This window comes from Agrococcus sp. UYP10, from assembly GCF_040547205.1.
GTDB lineage: Bacteria > Actinomycetota > Actinomycetes > Actinomycetales > Microbacteriaceae > Agrococcus > Agrococcus jenensis.
The window spans coordinates 1,385,395-1,403,807 of record NZ_JBEPPG010000001.1; the positions used below are offsets into that span (position 1 = coordinate 1,385,395).

At 72.4% G+C, this 18,413-nt stretch carries 17 protein-coding genes and 1 tRNA gene; 10 read left to right on the plus strand and 8 right to left on the minus strand.

Translation table 11 applies throughout. From position 1 onward, the window contains the following. Position 1: 1 nt before the first annotated feature. Positions 2 to 1,834 carry a glycoside hydrolase family 2 TIM barrel-domain containing protein gene (locus tag ABIB37_RS06890; RefSeq protein ID WP_354258448.1) on the minus strand — a complete coding sequence of 611 codons (1,833 nt, stop codon included), beginning with the start codon at positions 1,832 to 1,834 and terminating at the stop codon, positions 2 to 4. A gap of 52 nt (positions 1,835 to 1,886) precedes the next feature. Continuing rightward, the gene (locus ABIB37_RS06895; RefSeq protein WP_354258451.1) at positions 1,887 to 2,894 is read right to left on the minus strand and encodes a LacI family DNA-binding transcriptional regulator; all 1,008 of its coding nucleotides are present in this window, start codon (positions 2,892 to 2,894) and stop codon (positions 1,887 to 1,889) included. Between the two features lie 138 nt (positions 2,895 to 3,032). Between ABIB37_RS06895 and ABIB37_RS06900 the strand changes: the two genes are divergently transcribed. The 6 genes from ABIB37_RS06900 (at position 3,033) to ABIB37_RS06925 (ending at position 7,703) form a co-directional block, all read left to right on the plus strand. Beyond that, entirely contained in the window at positions 3,033 to 4,337 is a 1,305-nt protein-coding gene (locus ABIB37_RS06900) for an ABC transporter substrate-binding protein (RefSeq protein ID WP_354258454.1), read from the plus strand. Between the two features lie 4 nt (positions 4,338 to 4,341). Further along, entirely contained in the window at positions 4,342 to 5,298 is a 957-nt protein-coding gene (locus ABIB37_RS06905) for a carbohydrate ABC transporter permease (RefSeq protein ID WP_354258457.1), read from the plus strand. Next, the gene (locus ABIB37_RS06910) at positions 5,295 to 6,209 is read left to right on the plus strand and encodes a carbohydrate ABC transporter permease (RefSeq protein ID WP_354258460.1); all 915 of its coding nucleotides are present in this window, start codon (positions 5,295 to 5,297) and stop codon (positions 6,207 to 6,209) included. The genes ABIB37_RS06905 and ABIB37_RS06910 overlap by 4 nt, the downstream gene beginning before the upstream one ends. Continuing rightward, the gene (locus ABIB37_RS06915; RefSeq protein WP_354258462.1) at positions 6,206 to 7,165 is read left to right on the plus strand and encodes a glycoside hydrolase family 43 protein; all 960 of its coding nucleotides are present in this window, start codon (positions 6,206 to 6,208) and stop codon (positions 7,163 to 7,165) included. Before ABIB37_RS06910 ends, ABIB37_RS06915 begins: the two co-directional genes overlap by 4 nt. Positions 7,166 to 7,344: 179 nt before the next feature. Then, positions 7,345 to 7,548, plus strand: coding sequence for a cold-shock protein (locus ABIB37_RS06920; protein ID WP_092666090.1), 204 nt, complete (start codon positions 7,345 to 7,347; stop codon positions 7,546 to 7,548). 82 nt (positions 7,549 to 7,630) lie between these two features. Then, positions 7,631 to 7,703: transfer RNA gene (locus tag ABIB37_RS06925), tRNA-Arg, on the plus strand. 118 nt (positions 7,704 to 7,821) lie between these two features. On the opposite strand, the gene ABIB37_RS06930 is transcribed toward ABIB37_RS06925, so the two are convergent. The 4 genes from ABIB37_RS06930 to ABIB37_RS06945 form a co-directional block, all read right to left on the minus strand. Next, positions 7,822 to 8,637, minus strand: coding sequence for a DUF6299 family protein (locus ABIB37_RS06930; protein ID WP_354258465.1), 816 nt, complete (start codon positions 8,635 to 8,637; stop codon positions 7,822 to 7,824). 163 nt (positions 8,638 to 8,800) lie between these two features. Next, complete coding sequence (locus tag ABIB37_RS06935) at positions 8,801 to 9,499, minus strand: hypothetical protein (RefSeq protein ID WP_354258468.1); 699 nt, start codon at positions 9,497 to 9,499, stop codon at positions 8,801 to 8,803. 171 nt (positions 9,500 to 9,670) lie between these two features. Next, positions 9,671 to 9,856, minus strand: coding sequence for a hypothetical protein (locus ABIB37_RS06940; protein WP_354258471.1), 186 nt, complete (start codon positions 9,854 to 9,856; stop codon positions 9,671 to 9,673). A gap of 59 nt (positions 9,857 to 9,915) precedes the next feature. Further along, on the minus strand, positions 9,916 to 10,368 hold the full coding sequence (locus ABIB37_RS06945) for a hypothetical protein (protein WP_354258474.1): 453 nt from the start codon (positions 10,366 to 10,368) through the stop codon (positions 9,916 to 9,918). 187 nt (positions 10,369 to 10,555) lie between these two features. Here ABIB37_RS06945 and ABIB37_RS06950 point away from each other — a divergent pair, with 187 nt between their 5' ends. Continuing rightward, positions 10,556 to 12,199, plus strand: a complete 1,644-nt coding sequence (locus tag ABIB37_RS06950; RefSeq protein ID WP_354258477.1) for an APC family permease — start codon at positions 10,556 to 10,558, stop codon at positions 12,197 to 12,199. 72 nt (positions 12,200 to 12,271) lie between these two features. Further along, complete coding sequence (locus ABIB37_RS06955) at positions 12,272 to 12,916, plus strand: TetR/AcrR family transcriptional regulator (RefSeq protein ID WP_123696293.1); 645 nt, start codon at positions 12,272 to 12,274, stop codon at positions 12,914 to 12,916. Between the two features lie 6 nt (positions 12,917 to 12,922). Here ABIB37_RS06955 and ABIB37_RS06960 read toward each other — a convergent pair whose 3' ends face one another. Next, entirely contained in the window at positions 12,923 to 14,683 is a 1,761-nt protein-coding gene (locus ABIB37_RS06960) for an amidase (RefSeq protein WP_354258480.1), read from the minus strand. A gap of 91 nt (positions 14,684 to 14,774) precedes the next feature. Between ABIB37_RS06960 and ABIB37_RS06965 the strand changes: the two genes are divergently transcribed. After that, positions 14,775 to 15,791: a LacI family DNA-binding transcriptional regulator gene (locus tag ABIB37_RS06965; RefSeq protein ID WP_354258483.1), complete on the plus strand. Its 1,017-nt coding sequence runs from the start codon at positions 14,775 to 14,777 to the stop codon at positions 15,789 to 15,791. 26 nt (positions 15,792 to 15,817) lie between these two features. Here ABIB37_RS06965 and ABIB37_RS06970 read toward each other — a convergent pair whose 3' ends face one another. Then, the gene (locus ABIB37_RS06970; protein ID WP_354258486.1) at positions 15,818 to 17,191 is read right to left on the minus strand and encodes a flavin monoamine oxidase family protein; all 1,374 of its coding nucleotides are present in this window, start codon (positions 17,189 to 17,191) and stop codon (positions 15,818 to 15,820) included. Between the two features lie 132 nt (positions 17,192 to 17,323). On the opposite strand from ABIB37_RS06970, the gene ABIB37_RS06975 reads away from it, so the two are divergent. Further along, positions 17,324 to 18,346, plus strand: a complete 1,023-nt coding sequence (locus ABIB37_RS06975) for an agmatine deiminase family protein (protein ID WP_354258489.1) — start codon at positions 17,324 to 17,326, stop codon at positions 18,344 to 18,346. Positions 18,347 to 18,413: the final 67 nt, after the last annotated feature.

The following is an 18,413-nucleotide window of genomic DNA, read 5'->3' on the forward strand; positions in this document are numbered from 1 at the left end:
CTCAGCGCGGCGCGTCGGTGACGATCGCTCGCAGCACCTCGAGCGGCAGCTTCGGGCGCCGGTGCTCGTCGACGAGCCCGTTCGCCTCCTGCAGCGTGTCGGTCAGCTGCGTGTAGCAGAGTCCGGCGAGCGCGCCGCCGTGCAGCGCGCCGAAGACGTCGCGGAGCCTGCGCTCGAAGTCCTCGGGCGACGACGCGACGCCGTAGCCCCAGGTGGCGATCGGGGCGTCGGGCGCCCAGGTGACGCCGCCGAACTCGCTGACGACCACCGGCGCGTCCGCGAGGCCGGGCGACGCGGCATCCGGCAGCACGCGGATGCGGCGGCCGGCCGGCCCGATGCCCGCTGCCGTGCGCTCGATCGCGGCCGCGTCGCGGTACGACGCCGCGAGGCGCTCGCGGTCCTGCTCGTAGTCGTGGATCGTCAGCAGGTCGGAGTCGCCGTGCTCCCAGCCGTCGTTCGAGATGACGAGGCGCGTGTCGTCGAGCGCCTTCGTGAGGTGGAAGAGCGCCCGCACGAGCTGCTGCTGCCGCTCGTCGTGGGCGATGTGCTGCACGCCCCAGCTCTCGTTGACCGGCACCCAGGCGACGATGCACGGGTGTGAGCGGTCGCGCTCGATCGCCTCCTGCCACTCCCGGCTGAGGCGCTCGACGCTCGTCGCCGAGAACGCGTACGCGCTCGGCATCTCCTCCCAGACGAGCAGGCCGAGCCGGTCGGCCCAGAAGAGGAAGCGCGGGTCCTCGATCTTCTGGTGCACGCGCACGGTGGTGAAGCCGAGCGCCTTGATGAGCTCCACCTCGGCGCGCAGCGCGTCGGCGCTCGGCGCCGCGAGGTGGCTCTCGGGCCAGTAGCCCTGCTCGAGCACGGCGATGACCGGATGCGGCCGGTCGTTGAGCAGGAAGCGGCCGCCCGCGGCGCTCACGCTGCGCAGCCCGAGATAGGACGCGGCCGCGTCGATGGGCGCGCCGCTCGCGTCGAGCAGCTCGACCGTCGCGTCGAGCAGTCGCGGATGCTCCGGCGACCACAGCATCGACTCGTAGCCCTGGCCGTTCTGCAGCGCGTGCACGGGCAGGTCGATGCGCGCGCGCGGCGACTGCACGCGCTGCGTCACCGCGGCGAGCTCCTCGCCGTCCTCGTCGGCGATGCGCACCCGCACGGAGGTGCCGGCGGGCGGGCGCCGGGAGAGCCCGAGCTCGAGCGAGACGCGCGCGGCCGGCAGGTCGCTCGACCACCCGAGGCGGTCGATGCTCGTCTCCGGTACCGCCTCGAGCCACACGGGCTGCCAGATGCCGGTCGTGCGGTCGTACCAGATGACGTGCGGCTCGGGCAGCCAATCCTGCTTCCCGCGCGGCTGCTCGAGGTCGAGCGGGTCGTCCTCCGCCCGCACGACGAGCTCGAACGGCCGCTCCTCGCGTGCCGCATCCGTCGCGTCGACCGCGAACGGCGTGTGGCCGCCCTCGTGCTCGCCGAGCATGGCCCCGTCGGCCCACACCGTCGCGCGGTAGTCCACGGCGCCGAAGCGCACGAGCAGGCGCATCCCGGGCTGCCAGCCGGCGGCGCGCACCTCGTCGACGGTCACGGTGCGGCGGTACCAGACCACCGGGTGGTGGTCGCGCTCACCGATGCCGGATGCGTCCGACTCGGGTGGGAAGGGCACCACGATCGTCCGCGCTGCGGTGCGGCCGGGCCGAGCCCAGCCCTCGCGCACGCCGGCGTCGTCGTCGTCGTGCTCGAAGCCCCAGGGGCCGCTGAGGTCGGTCCAGGCGGACCGGAGCAGCTGGGGGCGCGGATGCGTCCCGGTCTGCGCGGTGGCACGGGGCAGCGCGTCGGTGGTCATGCGCCCCATCATGGAGCAAGGCTTGCAGCGCTGTAAAGCCGAGGCGTCCGGGTCAGCGTCCCGCGGTGCTCTGGCGCTGCTCGATGCCGTGCGGCGCGATGCGGTGCCGACCCACCCCCTGGTGGCCGCCGATCCGCTCGATGAGCAGCTCGAGGGCGATGCGAGCGATCCCGCGCTTGTCCGGCGCGATCGAGCTGAGGGTCGGCGTGCTGATGGTCGCGAGGTGGGTGTCGTCCCAGCCCAGCACGGCGACGTCGTCCGGCACCGACAGTCCGGCCTCCGCGAGCGCCTGGAGCGCGCCGATCGCGAACCGGTCGTCGCGGCACAGCACGGCGTCGATGTCGAGGCCGCGGGCGAGCGCGGCAGAGAGCGCGGCGCGGGCGTCCTCGACGCGGAAGCCGCCGGTCTCCAGCACGAGCGAGGTGTCGCCCGGCACGCCGGCGCGCTCCAGCGCCTCCTGGTAGCCGTGCAGCCGCTGGGCGGTCGAGCTGGTGACGTCGTGCGAGACGGTGCCGAGGAAGGCGATGCGTCGGCCGGTGCGGCGCAGCAGCTCGGTGCCGTCGCGCGCCGCTCGCACGTTGTCGATCATCACGTGGTCGGTGGTCAGCGGCCGCGCCGATTCGCCCAGCAGCACGAGCGGCAGATCGCGGCGCAGCTTGCCGATCTCGACCGTCGTCATGCTCACCGGGTGGAAGATGACGCCGTCGACGAGGCCGGCCTCGCGGTCCATGATCACCGCGCGCTCGGCCTCCGCCTCGCCGAGCGTCTGCTCGATGAGGACCCGGTAGCCCATCTCGGCGGCGACCTCGGCGATCGAGCGGGAGAGCTCCGAGAAGTAGGGGTGGTCGATCTCGGGCATCGCGAGCGCGATCATGCCCGTGCGCCCGGTGGCGAGCCGGCGCGCCGTGAGGTTGGGGCGGTAGCCGAGCTCGTCGATCGCCTCCTGCACGCGGGCGCGCATGGCGGGGGAGACGTGCGGATGGTGGTGCACCACGTTCGAGACGGTCTTCATCGAGACGCCGGCGCGGGCGGCGACGTCGGTGAGTCGAACGCGCGTCATGCTGCCCCTCTCGCGGCCCGGTGGGCCGCCGCCATCCTAAGCCGCGATCGGGGGACTGGACAGCGGCTTTACAGCGCTGTACGTTGTCGGCACGGTGCCGCGTGCTGGTGCCCACTTGTTTTCAACGAGGAGGATCAAGTGCTCACGACTTCCCCGCGCCGCTCCCGGCGCACCACGGTCACGGTCGCGGCTGCCGCGGCCGTGGCGCTGCTCGCCGGCTGCAGCGCAGGACCGGGCGAGACGCCCGGCGGCGAGTTCACCGGCGAGTACGACGGCCCGGCCGTCACGCTGTCGTTCTGGAACGGCTTCACCGGTGGCGACGGCCCCTTCATGCAGGGGCTGGTCGACCAGTTCAACGAGGAGCACGAGAACATCACGGTCGAGTCGAACACCATGCAGTGGTCCGACTTCTACCAGCGGCTCCCCGCGGCCGTGACCGCGGGCGAGGGCCCCGACGTCGGCGCTATGCACTTCGACCAGCTCGGCTCGAACGCGGCGCGGCAGGTCATCATGCCGCTCGACGACATGGCGGAGCAGCTCGAGCTCACTGCCGACGACTTCACCGAGGCGGTGTGGGAGGCCGGCGTCTACGCCGACGAGCGCTACGGCATCCCGCTCGACATCCACTCGCTCGCGATGTACTACAACACCGAGCACTTCGAGGCGGCCGGCATCACCGAGCCGCCGACCGACGCCGAGTCGTTCCAGGCCGCGCTCGACGCGCTGCAGGCAGCGGGCTATGAGACGCCGTTCTGGATGCCGTCGCGCTGGCCTGCGCACCTGATGTTCCTCAGCCTTGACTGGCAGTACGGCGGCGAGCCGTACGCGGCCGACGGCACGGCCGCGACGTTCGGCGACGAGGCGGGCGTGCAGTCGCTCGAGTGGATGCGCAGCATGGTCGAGCAGGGCTACAGCCCCGCCGACGTGGCGCAGGACGCGCAGTATGTCGCCTTCAAGAACGGCGAGACGTCGATCACGTGGGACGGCATCTGGCAGTTCAACGACCTCGACGCGTCGGGCCTGCCCTACGCGGCAGCGCCCATCCCGGCCATCGGCGGCGAGCAGGCCGCATGGGCCTCGTCGCACCAGTTCTTCCTGCCCCGGCAGGAGGACCCGGACCGCATCAACGCGGCGAAGGTTTTCATCGCCTGGATGAGCGAGCACTCGGCGGACTGGGCGCAGGCGGGCATGATCCCGGCACGTCAGTCGGTGCGGGACGAGGGCGCGCTCGAGGGCACGCCGCAGGAGCCGCTCGCCGAGTCGCTCGACGCCATGCGGTTCATCCCGACGACGCCGGGCATCGGCACGGTGCAGACCGAGACCGTCGAGGTCGCGGTCGCGGAGGGCGTCCTCGGGCAGGGCGAGCCCGCCGCGGTGCTGGAGGCCGCGCAGGGCACGGCGACGCAGCTGATGGAGGAGAACCTCGAGGCGTTCGGGGAGTGACCCGATGACCTCCACCAACCCAGCCGGCGTCCTCCCCGTTGCGGGGCGGGCGCCGGCCAGGCGGGGGCTGCAGAGCCACGGGCGCGCGACGCCCTGGCTCTTCCTCGCGCCCTACCTGCTCATCTTCGGCGGCTTCGTCGCGCTGCCGGTGGTGCTCGGCCTCTGGATGAGCCTGCACCGCTGGGACTACACGCTGCCGCGCAAGCCCTTCGTCGGGCTCGAGAACTACACCGACCTGCTCGATCCCGGATCGACGACGTTCGGGCCGTTCTGGCAGGCCATGCAGGCGACCGGCGTCTTCATGGCGCTCTCGGTGCCGCTGCTGCTCGTCGTGCCGCTGCTCGTCGCGATGCTGATGAACGGCCGCTTCCCGGGCCGCAACTTCTTCCGGGCCGTCTACTTCGCGCCGTACGTGCTGGGCGTCGCGGTCGTCGCGGTGCTCTGGCGCTACCTGCTCGACACGAACATCGGCCTCGTCAACTACTACCTCGAGCTGCTCGGCCTGCCAGGCGACACCGCGTGGCTCACGTCGACGATCCCGGCATGGACGTCGCTCGTCGGGGTCACCGTGTGGTGGACGCTCGGCCTGAACGCCGTCATCTACCTCGCGGCCCTGCATGACATCCCGGCCGACCTGTACGAGTCGGCGCGCATGGACGGCGCCAACGCCTGGCAGCAGTTCTGGGCGGTCACGCTCCCGGGGCTGCGCCCCGTGCTCATGTTCGTGATGATCAACACGATCATCGCGTCGGCCAACATGTTCGGCCAGTCGTTCCTCATGACACAGGGCGGACCGGGCCGGGAGACCCGCACCGCGATCTACCTGATCGCGGAGGAGGGGCTGCGCAACTTCCAGATGGGCAGCGCCGCCGCCATGAGCTACGTGCTGACCGTCGCGCTCGTGCTGCTGAGCGTCATCGTCTTCTGGCTCTTCCGCGAGCGCAAGGAGAAGGAGTCATGACCACAGCGACCGCTGCGCCGACGCCAGCACCGGGATCGGCACCGACGCCTGCACCCAAGCCGACAGCGAGCCGACGCCGGCCGCCGAGGCAGCGCGCCGGCATGTGGGCGCGCTGGCTCGTGCTCGTGGTGATCGCGCTGCTCTTCATCAGCCCCCTCGTGTTCATGCTGCTCACGTCGTTCAAGACGCGGGCCGACGCGACGAGCCTGCCGCCGCAGTGGCTGCCGGAGGAGTGGACGCTCCAGGCGTACGAGTCGATCCTCGGCGCCACCGCCACCCCGGTGTTCACGTGGTTCCTCAACAGCATGCTCGCCGCAGCCCTGCACGCGGCGCTCGTCGTGGTCACCGCGACCCTCGCGGCGTATCCGCTCGCCCGCATGCAGTTCCGCGGCAAGGGCATCGTCTTCGGCGCGGTCATCGCGACGCTGCTCGTGCCGCCGGTCATCCTGATCATCCCGAACTACCTCATCGTGAGCGAGCTCGGGTGGCTGAACTCGCTCATGGCGGTCATCGTGCCGACGGCGGCGAGCGCGTTCGGCGTCTTCCTCATGCGGCAGTTCTTCCTGAGCCTGCCGCCGGAGCTCGAGGAGGCGGCGCGGCTCGACGGGGCGAACCCGTGGAGCACGTTCGTGCACATCATCCTGCCGCTCGCGAAGCCCGCGATCGCGACGCTCGCGCTGCTGGCGTTCCTCGGCAACTGGAACGACTTCCTGTGGCCGGTCTACGTGCTCTTCAACCCCGACGTGCAGACGCTGCCCGCCGGCCTCGCGACGCTGCAGTCGGCGAACGCGGTGCGCTACGACCTGCTCATGGCGGGCGCGGTGATCGCGTCGGCGCCGGTGCTGCTGCTCTACGTGCTGCTCCAGCGCTTCATCGTCGAGGGCGTCTCGCGCTCCGGGATCAAGGGATGACGCACGCGCGACGTCCGCGTGCCTGGCTGGCGGGCGGTGCGCTCGCCGTCGCGGCGGCGCTGCTCGCCGGCTGCGCGAGCGGCCCGCCGCCCACCGAGCCGGTGCTCGCGGACGACTTCGCCGATCCGGATGTCGTGCAGACGGATGAGGGCTACTGGGCGTACTCGACCGAGTCGAACCGGCAGACGGTGCCGACCGCCTTCTCCGAGGACCTGGTGACGTGGGAGCGACGCGGCGACGCGATGCCGGAGCTGCCGTCCTGGGTCATCCCGGGCAAGACGTGGGCGCCGGAGGTGACGGCGCTCGCGCCCGACCGCTTCGCGCTCTACTTCACCGCGACCGACTTCGAGTCCGGCCGGCAGTGCATCGGCGTCGCGAGCTCGCCAGAGGCGGGCGGGCCGTTCGAGGTGCAGGGCGACGGGATGCTCGTCTGCCCGGCGGAGGACGGCGGCGCGATCGACGCCTCGACGGCCGTCATCGACGGGCAGCGCTGGCTGGTGTGGAAGAACGACGGGAACGCCGTCGGCGTCGACACCTGGATCCAGGCGGCGCCGCTGACCGACGACGGGCTCGCGCTCGACGGCGAGACGGTTCGGCTCATCCGCCAGGACCAGGCGTGGGAGGGCGAGCTCGTCGAGGCGCCGACGCTCGTCGTGCACGACGAGGGGCTCACCTTGCTCTACTCGGCCAACTCCTACGGCGGCGACCAGTACGCGATCGGCTACGCGACCGCGCCGTCGATGGACGGCCCGTGGACGAAGGCCGAGGAGCCGCTGCTCACCACGGCGGCGACCGGCGACGAGGTGCGGGGCCCGGGAGGGCAGGACGTCGTCGCGGCGCCGGATGGCTCGGCGCGGCTGATCTTCCACGGCTGGGACCCGAGCTACACCTACCGATCGCTGCACGTCGCGCCGCTCGAGTGGGACGGACTGGAGCCGGTCGTCGACATCGGCTGAGTGCGCGGGCGCGCGGTCCTGAGGGCTGCGCGCTCGCGCCCCCTGACGCCGGCTCGACGGGTCCGCAGAAGTTTTGCTAGGGCGTGGAGCCCATGACCGCTAGGGTGGAGGAGGCGCAGGACGATTCTTGTTCTGCGCTTTTCGCGTGGCTCAGGCCACACAGCAAGATTGAAGGAATTATGGCAACCGGCACCGTCAAGTGGTTCGACTCCGGCAAGGGCTTCGGCTTCATCGCTCCGGACGACGGCGGCAAGGATCTGTTCGCTCACTACAGCCAGATCCAGTCCAATGGCTTCAAGACCCTCGAAGAGGCTCAGGCAGTCGAGTTCGAGATCGTTGAGGGCAACAAGGGCCCGCAGGCTGCGAACATTCGCCCCCTGTGAGGCTGGTCGCGTCCTCGTGACGCGGCTCGATTCGCGCTGACGGCCAGGGATCAGGTAGTCTGATCCCTGGCCGTTCGGCCAGGCGCCCGTAGCTCAACGGATAGAGCATCTGACTACGGATCAGAAGGTTGGGGGTTCGAATCCCTCCGGGCGCGCACTGTGTTGAGACAGTGAAGAAGGCCACCTGCGAGAGCAGGTGGCCTTCGTGGTTCCTGCCGGGTCCGCGAGTGCAGCCTCGCGCGGACGAAGCGACGACTGTACGGAACGGCTGCTCTACCGCTTGCCCTTGAGCTGGATGGTCTGCTCGGCGAAGTACTCGGAGCAGAAGGCGGTCCCGCAGGCGATCGAGAACGTGACGCTCGCGGCCTTCCCGCCCTTGAAGAGCCCGTTGTCGCCGAAGATGTCCACGCTCCACGGCTGCGCGGTGCCGTCGCACACCACCCCGGTGGCACCGAATCCGCGGATCAGAAGCCGCCCGACGCGCTGCGTCAGCTGCGCCTCCAGGAAGGCGACCTCTGCGTCCTCGCTGCACAGGAGGGTCCCCGAGATGGTGGCGATGCCGGTCCTCGCGTCGAAGCGCCCCGTGGGGTTGACCGTGACCTCGAGGGTGGGCGGCGGGGGTGCGACGTCGACCACGAGCGACATGCTGCCGCCGTTGCCACCGCCGTCCTGCTGGTCGTCGATGACGACGATCCAGTAGGTCTCGCCGGCCGTCGCCTGCCACATGGCGCCGCCCGGGCCGCATGCCAGCACGGTGAAGGCGCCGGGCGCTCCGGTCGCGACGAAGACCCCGGCCGAGTAGTCCGACGCCGACGCGTCGGCGATGTAGGCCTCGTCCCCGGTCGCGGTGAAGCTGTACCAGACGCTGGCGTCCATCGCGGGAGCGCCGCAGACGTTCAGCTCGGCGTCGTCGGCGTCGGTGGTCGCTTCGGTCGTGTCGAGCGTCGTGGTGAAGGGGATCGCGGGGATCACCTCGGCGGAGGCGTACACGTCGTTCGACGGTGGTGCAGCGAGGGCCGGCGGCACGCCCAGCCCGACCGTCATGACCGCGGTGGCTGCTGCCAGCGCGAGCCCATGGAAGACCTTCATCGTCCTGTCCCCTCTCGGTGCAGGCGCGGCGCAGCTCTGAACGGCAGTGTCCGCGCTCTTGACGCGTCCCCCGCCGCAGTGTGGCGTGGGCCACGAGGCTGACGGTAGTGCGGGCCGACCCGCGCTGGAAGAGTGCACTTGTGCGCGCCCGCGGGGCAGGCGACTACTGCTCGCCGACCTCCGTGGCGAAGCCCTCCGTGCCGAGGTCGACGAGGTCCCCGGCCCGAGCCGCGACGCCAGCGTAGGCGGGAGCTTCGCGGAACGGCTGGACGTCCTGTGCGTAGAGGGGCGTCCAGCCGCCCTCGCGCGCTGGGGCGATCGCCTGCGAGACGTAGCCGCCGCCCGGGTCCTGCACGAACATCGCGGCCACGGGGCCGCTGCGGCCCTCCTCGAGGGCGTCGAGGTGCTCTGCGGCGGCCTGGTCGTTGCCGCGGATGTGGTCGGCGAACGCCGCGTTGGCCGTCGCCGCCTGCCAGAAGAAGTACGCCTGCGCGACGCCGTTGCCCTGCTGCCACGCGCCGCACTGGCCCTCGCGCAGCCACGTCTCGGTCGGCCACGCGTAGCCATCGGGGAGCGCGAGCGGGAAGGCTGCGGCAGCCGCCCGGTACTCCTCGTTGACGGCCTCGACGTCGGCGAGCGAGCCGTCGGACGCACTGAACTGCGCGACGTAGGCATCCACCGGCAGGGGAGACGTCGCCGTCAGCACGCCGGATGCGGCGGCGCCCGCAGCCGCGGTGGCGACGGGCGCCGGGGTGGGGTCACCGGCAGGTGCCGTCGCCGGGCCGACGGAGGCGCAGCCCGCGACCCCGGCGAGGACGACGGTGGCGGCTGCGACGGCTGCCATGCGCTTCGGGGCTTGCATGCCTCCGAGGGTGGCATCCGTCGCGGCTGAAAGCGAGCGATCCTTCAAAGCGCGTCGTGGCCGAGCTCGGCGTGCACCTCCTCACCCGCACGAACCGACAGCAGGAGCTCGCCGCCGCCGGAGTGAGACGAGCGTCCTGCCCTGTGCAGCGGCGGAGCGCGCTCGTCCTCGCTAGGCGGGTCGAGGGCCGATGCGGGCGAGCACGATCGCCTCGATCTCGGCGCACACATCGAGCTGGTGCCGCGAGCCGGGGTCGTCTCGGCGCTCGGTGGGGGCGCCTTCGAGCTCGTCGAGGAGTTGACGGAGACGCGCGGCGGCACGGGAGGTGCCGGGGTCCGTGCTGTCTGCAGCGGTCATGCGCGGACGCTATTGGCGCTCGGGCAGACATTCCTGCGCACGCACGGGGCCCCTCCGCGTCAGTACCCGCAGAGCCGGCCCTCCGCCTCCTCGACGACGACGCGGTACTCCTCCGTGGTCCAGCCGTAGCGCTGCGCCTGCTCGGCGTGCTCGTCGGCGTCGCCGATCCGCTCCTCGTCGACGTAGAGGAGGTCGCACCACTCGTAGCCCACGCCGATCGCGAGGTGCCGGAACGCCTCGAGCGACTCGCCCTCGGCAGGGGGCAGCGCTGAGCCGACCTCGCGCAGCTCCTGCGCGACCTCCTCAGCGAAGTCGAGCTCCATCGCGCGGTTCTCGGCCTGCCACTGCTCCTCGGCGACGGGGTCGAAGTCGTCGTACGCGGGATCGTAGGGGCCGTACCCGCCCACGAAGCCGAAGCTGTAGGGGTCGAGGATGGGCGGCGCGATCACGCATCCGGTGAGGGCGACCGCCGCGGCGGCGGCGACGGTGAGCGAGGCGAGGGTGCGGCGCATGGGCGGCCTTTCGTGCGAGCGGGCTCGGGCGGCCGCGCTGATGCTCGTCGCTGCGGGTGGATCCTCGCACGGCACGGCGCCGATCTTCAACGGTGAGGTCCACTTGCGCTTGTCGACCACATGGTCAACAATGGCGCGAGCGCCCGCTGCGCTGAGGCGCGGGCGACGAGCAGGCGAAGGAGCCTCCATGACGAGATCGATCGAGCGCACGGCTGAGGCCGCCCCGAAGGGCGGCGTCACGCGCAAGGGACTGAGCATCGGGAAGGTCGGCGTCATCGGCGGCGCCATCATCGGCGTCTCCGCGGTGGCCCCCGCGTACACGCTGACCTCGGGGCTCGGGCCGGTCGTCGCCGAGGTCGGCCTGCAGGTGCCCGCGGTGCTGCTCATCGGGTTCGTGCCGATGCTCTTCGTGCTGTTCGGCTACCGCGAGCTGAACGCCGCGATGCCCGACTCCGGCACGAGCTTCACCTGGGCGACCCGCGCGTTCGGCCCGTGGATCGGCTGGATGGCCGGCTGGGGGCTCGTCGCGTCGACGATCCTGGTGCTGTCGAACCTGGCCGCCGTCGCGGTCGACTTCCTCTTCATCCTGCTCGCGCAGGTCACGGGCGACGACTCGCTCGCCGACCTCACCGGCATCCTCTGGCTCAACCTCCTCATCACCGGCCTGTTCGTCGCGGGCGCCGCGTGGATCAGCTACCGGGGCGTCGACGCGACGAAGAAGGTGCAGATCGGCCTGGTCGTCTTCCAGGTCGGCGCGCTCGTCTGGTACGCGATCGCCGCGTTCGTCGCGGTCGGGCAGGGCAACGGGTTCGACCCGCAGCCGGTCACCGCTGACTGGTTCAACCCGCTCGCGGCATCGAGCCTCTCGGCCATGTCTGCCGGCGTCTCGCTCGCGATCTTCCTCTTCTGGGGCTGGGACACGGTCGTCACGATGAACGAGGAGGCGAAGGACCCGAAGCGCACGCCGGGCCGCGCCGCCATCGTCACCATCGTCGTCACCATGGCGCTGTACCTGCTCGTCACCATCGCGACGCTCGCCTACGCCGGCGTCGGCGAGACCGGCCTCGGCGCGGGCAACCCGGAGAACCAGGAGTCCATCTTCGCGGTGCTCGCCGAGCCGATCATGGGCCCGTTCGCGATCCTCATCTCGATCGCGATCCTGCTGAGCTCCGCCGCCTCGCTGCAGTCGACGATGATCTCGCCCTCGCGCACCATCCTCGCGATGGGGCACTACGGCGCGATGCCGCGCACCTTCAGCACGGTGAGCCCGCGCTTCCGCTCGCCGTCGGTCGCGACCCTCGCATCGGCGATCACCGCGATGGCGCTCTACGCCGTCATGAAGGTGCTCTCCGAGAACGCGCTCTGGGACACGATCAGCGCGCTCGGCATGATGGTCTGCTTCTACTACGGCATCACCGGCCTCGCCGCGGTCTGGTTCTTCCGCCGCTCGTGGTTCCGCAGCGTCCGGAGCGCGCTCACGCGCCTGGTGCTGCCGCTGCTCGGCGGCGTCGCCCTGCTCGCGCTCTTCTGCAAGACCGCGATCGACTCGATCGACCCCGCGTACGGCTCCGGCTCGGCGATCTTCGCCACGCGGTGGGATGCGGACGGCATGGCGCAGGACGGCGTCGGCCTCGTCTTCGTGGCGAGCATCGGCATCCTCGTGCTCGGCGTCGTGCTCATGCTGCTGCAGGCCCGGCGCGCGCCCGCCTTCTTCCGCGGCGAGGTGCTGCCGGTCGCGGTGGACGACCCGGAGGCGCCCGACACCGCGGTGCTCGACGCGCATCACGACGGCACGGCGGCCGCCGACGACGAGCCGATCGCGCGCGTCTGACGCCGCACGGCGCTCCGGGCTCGAGGCTGCGCCTCGGCCCGGAGCGTCGTGGTCTGCGGGAGGATGGGGAGCATGGAGACGAAGCCGCGACGCACCCGGAAGTCGCCCGACGACCGGCGAGCCGAGATCGCGGCGACCGCACGGGCGATCGCGCTCGAGGAGGGCCTCGACGCGGTGACCCAGCGGGCCGTCGCGGGGCGTGCCTCGATGGCGTCGGCGCTCGTCGCGCACTACGTCGAGAGCATGGACGCCCTCGTCGCCGACACCTTCTCGGAGATCGTCGCGGAGGAGATCGGCGAGGTGCGCGAGCTCGTCGCGGCCGAGCCCAGCGCCACCGCGGGGCTCGTCGTGCTCATCGACGCCGCCCTCGACCCGCAGCGGCAGGACGTCACGTCGCTGTGGGTGCAGGCGTGGTCGCTCGGCCGGCACAACGCCGCGCTCGCCGCCGCCGTGCGGCTGCGGATGGACGAGTGGCTGTCGATCATCCGCGACGCGATCACCGCGGGTGCGGAGGCCGGCGCGCTGCGGTGCGACGACGTCGACGGCACTGCCCTGCACCTGCTCGCGATGATCGACGGGCTCAACGCGCACGAGCTGGTCCACTGGGGCGCCGGCGCCGCGCAGGGCGCGATCACGAAGCGGGCGGCCGAGGGACTGCTCGGCCTCGCGCCGGGCGCGCTCGAGGCGGCGGCCGACGGCGCGAGCGCTCGCGCCTGATCGCCCTCAGCCGAGGGCGGGCGTCCGCGGCGGCGCGGTCCGGCGATCGCCGGTCGCCTCGAACGCGGCTGCGGTGCGCAGCAGCGCCTCGTCGTCCCAGCCGCGGCCGGCGAAGGTGAGGCCGACGGGCATCCCGATGTCGGCCATCGTCCCCATCGGCACGGTGACAGTCGGCACGCCGAGGTGGCGGATGGCGAGGTTGCCGTTCGCGACCCAGACGCCGTTGCGCCACGCGAGCGCCGCGGAGGCCGGGTCGACGTCGGCATCGGCGGGTCCGACATCCGCCATCGCCGGGAACAGCACGGCGTCGAGCCCGAGCTCGTCCATCCACGCCTCGAGGTCGATCCGGCGCGTCTCCTCGAGCCCCCGCACCCCCTGCTCGAGCTCGGGGATCTCGAGGAACGACGCGACCGGGTGCTCGCGCACGTGCCGCGGGTAGTCGGCGATGTCGTCGTCGAAGCCGTCGTAGCGGTCGGGCAGCGCACCCTCGGGATGCGGGAAGATCGCGGCGCCGTCGACGTCGGCGAGGCCGTCGAGCGCGGGGTCGCCGTTCGCGGCGAGGAAGTCCTGCCACGCCCAGGCCGAGAGGTCGAGGATCTCGCGCCGCAGGAACGCCTCGGAGACGAGCCCGCGGGTGGCGATCGTGGGAGCGCCGGCGCGGTCGCCCTCGTAGTTCGTGACGAGCGGGAAGTCGACCTCCACGACCTCCGCGCCGGCCGCCTCGAGGTCCTGGCGGGCAGCCTCCCAGAGCGCGAGCACGCTCGCGCGCGGCTCGATGCGCTGTCCGGTCGGGCCGCCGATGCCGGTGGCGCCGAGGCCGGCCTCCGGGTCGGTGCCGAGGTACATGCGGGGCACGCCGAAGCGCTTGCCCGCGAGGGCGGCCCGCGCGGCGTCGGCGTCGACGGGTGCGAGCGCCGGGTAGGAGTCGGGCCGCACGGTCGACGCCGACGGGATCGGCACCCACGGCTGCCCGCGCCAGAAGTCGCCCCGAGCATCCGGGTCGTCGGCGACGATCACGTCGAGGATCTCGAGCAGGTCGGCCATGGTGCGCGCGTGCGGCACCACGACGTCCATCGTGGGCACGAGCGGCCAGTTGCCGCGCACCGAGATGACGCCGCGGGAGGGCGTGTAGGCGCACAGCGCGTTGCACGAGGCGGGGGCGCGGCCGCTCGACCAGGTCTCCTCGCCGAGCCCGAAGGCCGCGAGGCTCGCGGCCGTCGCCGTGCCCGAGCCGTTCGACGATCCGGAGGCGAACGCCGAGGTCAGGTATGCCGCGGAGTAGGGGCTCTCCGCTCGGCCGTAGACCCCGCGCTGCATGCCGCCGTTCGCCATCGGCGGCATGTTCGTGAGGCCGAGGCAGATGGCGCCCGCCGCGCGCAGGCGCTCGATCGTCGCCGCGTCGCGCTGCGCGACCAGGTCGGCGAAGGCAGGGCTGCCGGCTGCGGCGGTGAGCCCGCGCACCTGGAAGCTGTCCTTGGCGGTGTAGGGGATGCCGTCGAGCGGCCCGAGCGTGCGGCCGGACGCCCGGCGGCGATCGGCTTCGGCCGCCTCGTCGAGCGCCCGCTCGTTGCGGACGACGAGCGCGTTGAGCGCCGTCGCGCTGCCGGGCTCGTCGAAGGCCGCGATGCGCGCCAGGTACGCCTCCACGAGGTCGACGCTCGTGGTCGCGCCGGATGCCAGCCAGTCGCGCAGCCGCGCGATGGATGCCTCGTGCACCTCGACCGCGCGGGCGGACGAGGGGGAATCGGAGTCGGGACGAGCGAGCATGGCGGGACCTTCCGGACGGCGGTGTCGTCGTCACCTTAAACGATTAAGCGGTGACGGCGCAAGGGTCCCGCCGGTGGGTTAGCCTCGACGCGTGACCACCGCCCGCCCGACGCTCCGCGACGTCGCCGCGGCGACGGGCGTGTCGGTCGCCGCGGCCTCGATGGCCCTGCGCGGCCTGCCCGGCGTCTCGGCCGCGACGCGTGAGCGCGTGCTCGAGGCCGCGCGCGAGCTGCGGTACGAGCCCAACGCGAGCGCGCGGAGCCTCCGCACCGCGAGCTACCGGACGATGGGGCTGCTGCTGCCGAGCACCGGCGGCACCTCGCCGTACTACGCGGAGTTCGCGTTCGGGGTCGTCGACGCCGCCCACGCGCGCGGGTGGTCGGTCATCCTGCTGCCGCGCCCCGCCGCCGACGCGCCGGCCGCCGCCCACGTCGACGGATTCGTGATCATCGACGCCGCCGCCGGCGACGCGGCGGTCGATGCGCTGCTCGATGACGGCAGGCCCGTCGTGAGCGGCGAGCGCGTCGCTCGTGCCGCGCCGTCGCTCGTCGCGAGCGTCACTGCCGACCACGCCTCCGCGACGGTCGAGCTGCTCGATCACCTGTCGCGGGCGGGCGCCGCCCGGATCGCCGCCCTGCTGCCACCCGCCGACACGGCGTGGGGCGCGGAGGTGGCGGATGCGCACCGAGCGTGGTGCGCGCAGCGCGGTCTCACCGCGCTCATGACGACCATCGGCTTCGAGCCCGACGCCCGTGAGGTGGAGGCGGCGACCCGCCGGCTGCTCGAGGACGCCGCGGTCGACGCGATCCTCACCGTGCCGAGCGGCACCGCCGGCCCGGTCGCGGCCGCCGCTGCGCGCGACGGGCGCCGGGTCGGGGTCGACCTGCTGCTCGCAGCCTACGTCGACGAGCCGGCGCTCTCGCTGCTGACGCCGCAGGTGACGGCGCTCGACCTGCATGAGCGGGAGCACGGCGCCCGCTGTGCGGCCGAGCTCATCGATGCGCTCAGCGGTGCGGAGCCCGGTGCTGCGCCCGACGTCGCGCCCGGCACGCTGCGCCCGACGCTCGTCGCCCGGGCCAGCACGCGCGAAGGCCGGCCGCGCCCGTAGCGCCGCCGGCCTCCGATCGCGTGCTGCTAGGCCAGTGCTGCGATGACATCCTTCGCCGCCGCCCAGCCCGAGCGGATGCCGCCGTCGACGTGCTGGAAGCCGTGCCCGGCGAAGTCGCTGCACGCCCAGTGGATGGGCCCGACTGGCGTGCGCTGGTCCGCGCCGTAGCGCGTCAGCCCACCGAGGTCGAACGAGGCGGCGTAGGCGCCGCGCGTCCACTCCTCCGTGCCCCAGTCGCTCTCGAAGTAGACGATCGGCTTGCCAGCCTCGTCGCCGAAGTAGTGCACGAGGCTCGTGAGGATGCGCTGCTTGCGCTCCTCGGCCGGGAGCGCGAAGACCTCGTCGGCGTGCTCGTCGGAGACGAAGCCGACGAGCGTGCCCTTCTCGTCCTCGTGGTTCGAGTTGTCGTATGCCTCGTGCACGAGCTCGTACGGGCTGAACGCGGTGCCCGAGAGCCCCTTGTCGCGCCAGAACGGCCGGTCGTAGACGGCGTGCACCTTGATGACCAGCCCGAGCGACAGGTGCTGGTGCAGCTGGTGCTGCCTGCGGGGGAGCGGCGGCTGGTAGTCGATGCGCGAGAACAGGTTCGGCGGCATGGCCACGATGACGCGCTTGCCGCGCACCGCGCCACGGTCGGAGACGACCGTCACGCCGTCGGCCCCGTGCTCGATGCGGCGGACGGGGGCGTCGAGCACGACGCGGTCGCCGAGCGCCGCGGCGAGCGCGAGCGGCACGCCCTGCAGGCCGCCGACCACGCGGCGGTCGAGGATGAACTCCGAGTCGACGAGGTTCGAGAACGAGCCGGCGGACGCCGCCATGAACACCGCCTGCAGCGCGCTAAAGGCGTGGGCGGGCTTCGTCAGCATCGCCTCGGCGATGAAGAGGGAGATGTGGCGGCGGGCGAGCGCGTCGTCGGTCTGCGCCTCGAGCCACTCCTCGAACGACACGGTGTCGAGCTCGCGCGCCTGCGGGTGCGCCCACGGTGCATCGGGGTCCATCGCGGCGGCGAGCTCGTCGAGCACGACCGTCAGGCGCTCCATCTCGGCCTCGGTCTCGGCCGGCACGGGCAGCTGCTCGCCGAGGAACTCGACGCGCTCGCCGCCGTCGGCGATGTAGACGTTCTGGCCTTCGCGGTACCGAGCGAAGGTCTCGAGGCCGAGCTCATCGATGGTCTCGAGCAGCGCGGACTGGTCGGGGGAGACCCACTGGCCGCCGATCTCGAGCATCGCGCCGTCGATCTCACGGGTCCAGAGCCTGCCGCCGACGCGGTCGCGGGCCTCGAGCACGACGACCTCGTGCCCGGCCTCACGCAGCCGCGTCGCCGCCGAGAGGCCAGCCACGCCTGCGCCGATGATGACGACGTCGCACTCGCGATGCTCGTCGAGCTGGTGGTTGCTCATCCTGTGTCTCCTTCGTCGTGCAGGTGGGAGGACGCCGCGCGGGTCGGCATTGACGGGAGCCATCGTCCTCAGTACGGTCGCTACAACTGTTGATCGCTTGGTCAATAGTAGGCGGCGAGAGGGATGATCGCAATGACATGGCGGATGCCTGCGGAGACGGCCGAGCATGAGCGCACCTGGATGGCGTTCCCCAGGGAGGGTGTGACGCTCGGCGGCACGGCCGAGGAGCGGCAGGAGGGCTACGAGGCGTGGGCTGCGGTGGCGAACGCCGTCGCCGCGTTCGAGCCGGTCACGATGGTCGCCGACGCGTCCGAGGTCGCTCGCGCGCGCCGGATGCTCGACGGGGCGATCGAGGTCGTCGAGGCGCCGCTCGACGAGTTCTGGATGCGCGACGTCGGCCCCACGTTCGTGCTCGACGAGGGTGGCCGGCTCGGCGCCGTGGACTGGATCTTCAACGGCTGGGGCGCACCGGCGTGGGCCGAGTGGCAGCTCTCGGCAGCCCTCGGGACGACGGTCGGCGCGCTCGCCGGCGCCGAGCGCATCGGCTCGCTGCTCGTGAACGAAGGTGGCGGCATCCACGTCGACGGCGAGGGCACGGTGCTGCTCACCGAGACCGTGCAGCTCGACCCCCGCCGCAACCCGCACGCGGATCGAGCGCGGGTGGAGGCGGAGCTCGCGCGCACGATCGGCGCCGAGCGCGCCATCTGGCTGCCGCGCGGGCTCACGCGCGACTACGAGGAGTTCGGCACCAACGGGCACGTCGACATCGTCGCCGCCTTCGCGTCGCCCGGACGGGTGCTGCTCCACGAGCAGCAGGACCCGGCGCATCCCGATCACGCCGTGAGCCAGGAGATCCGCGCGGTGCTCGAGGCGAGCACCGACGCCCGCGGGCGCGCGATCGAGGTCATCGCGCTCCCGGCGCCCGCGACGCTGCGCGACGACGAGGGCTTCGTCGACTGGAGCTACGTCAACCACTCGGTGGTGAACGGCGGCGTCGTCGTCTGCGGCTTCGGCGAGCCGGAGGCCGACGCACGGGCGCGCGAGGTGCTGGCCGAGGCCTACCCCGGCCGCGAGGTCGTCACGGTCGACGCGCGGCCGATCTTCGCGCGTGGCGGCGGCATCCACTGCATCACGCAGCAGCAGCCGCGCGCCTGACCGTGCGGCGATGACCGCATGAGGATGGCCCCGGATCCAGCGATCCGGGGCCATCGTCGTGCGCGGC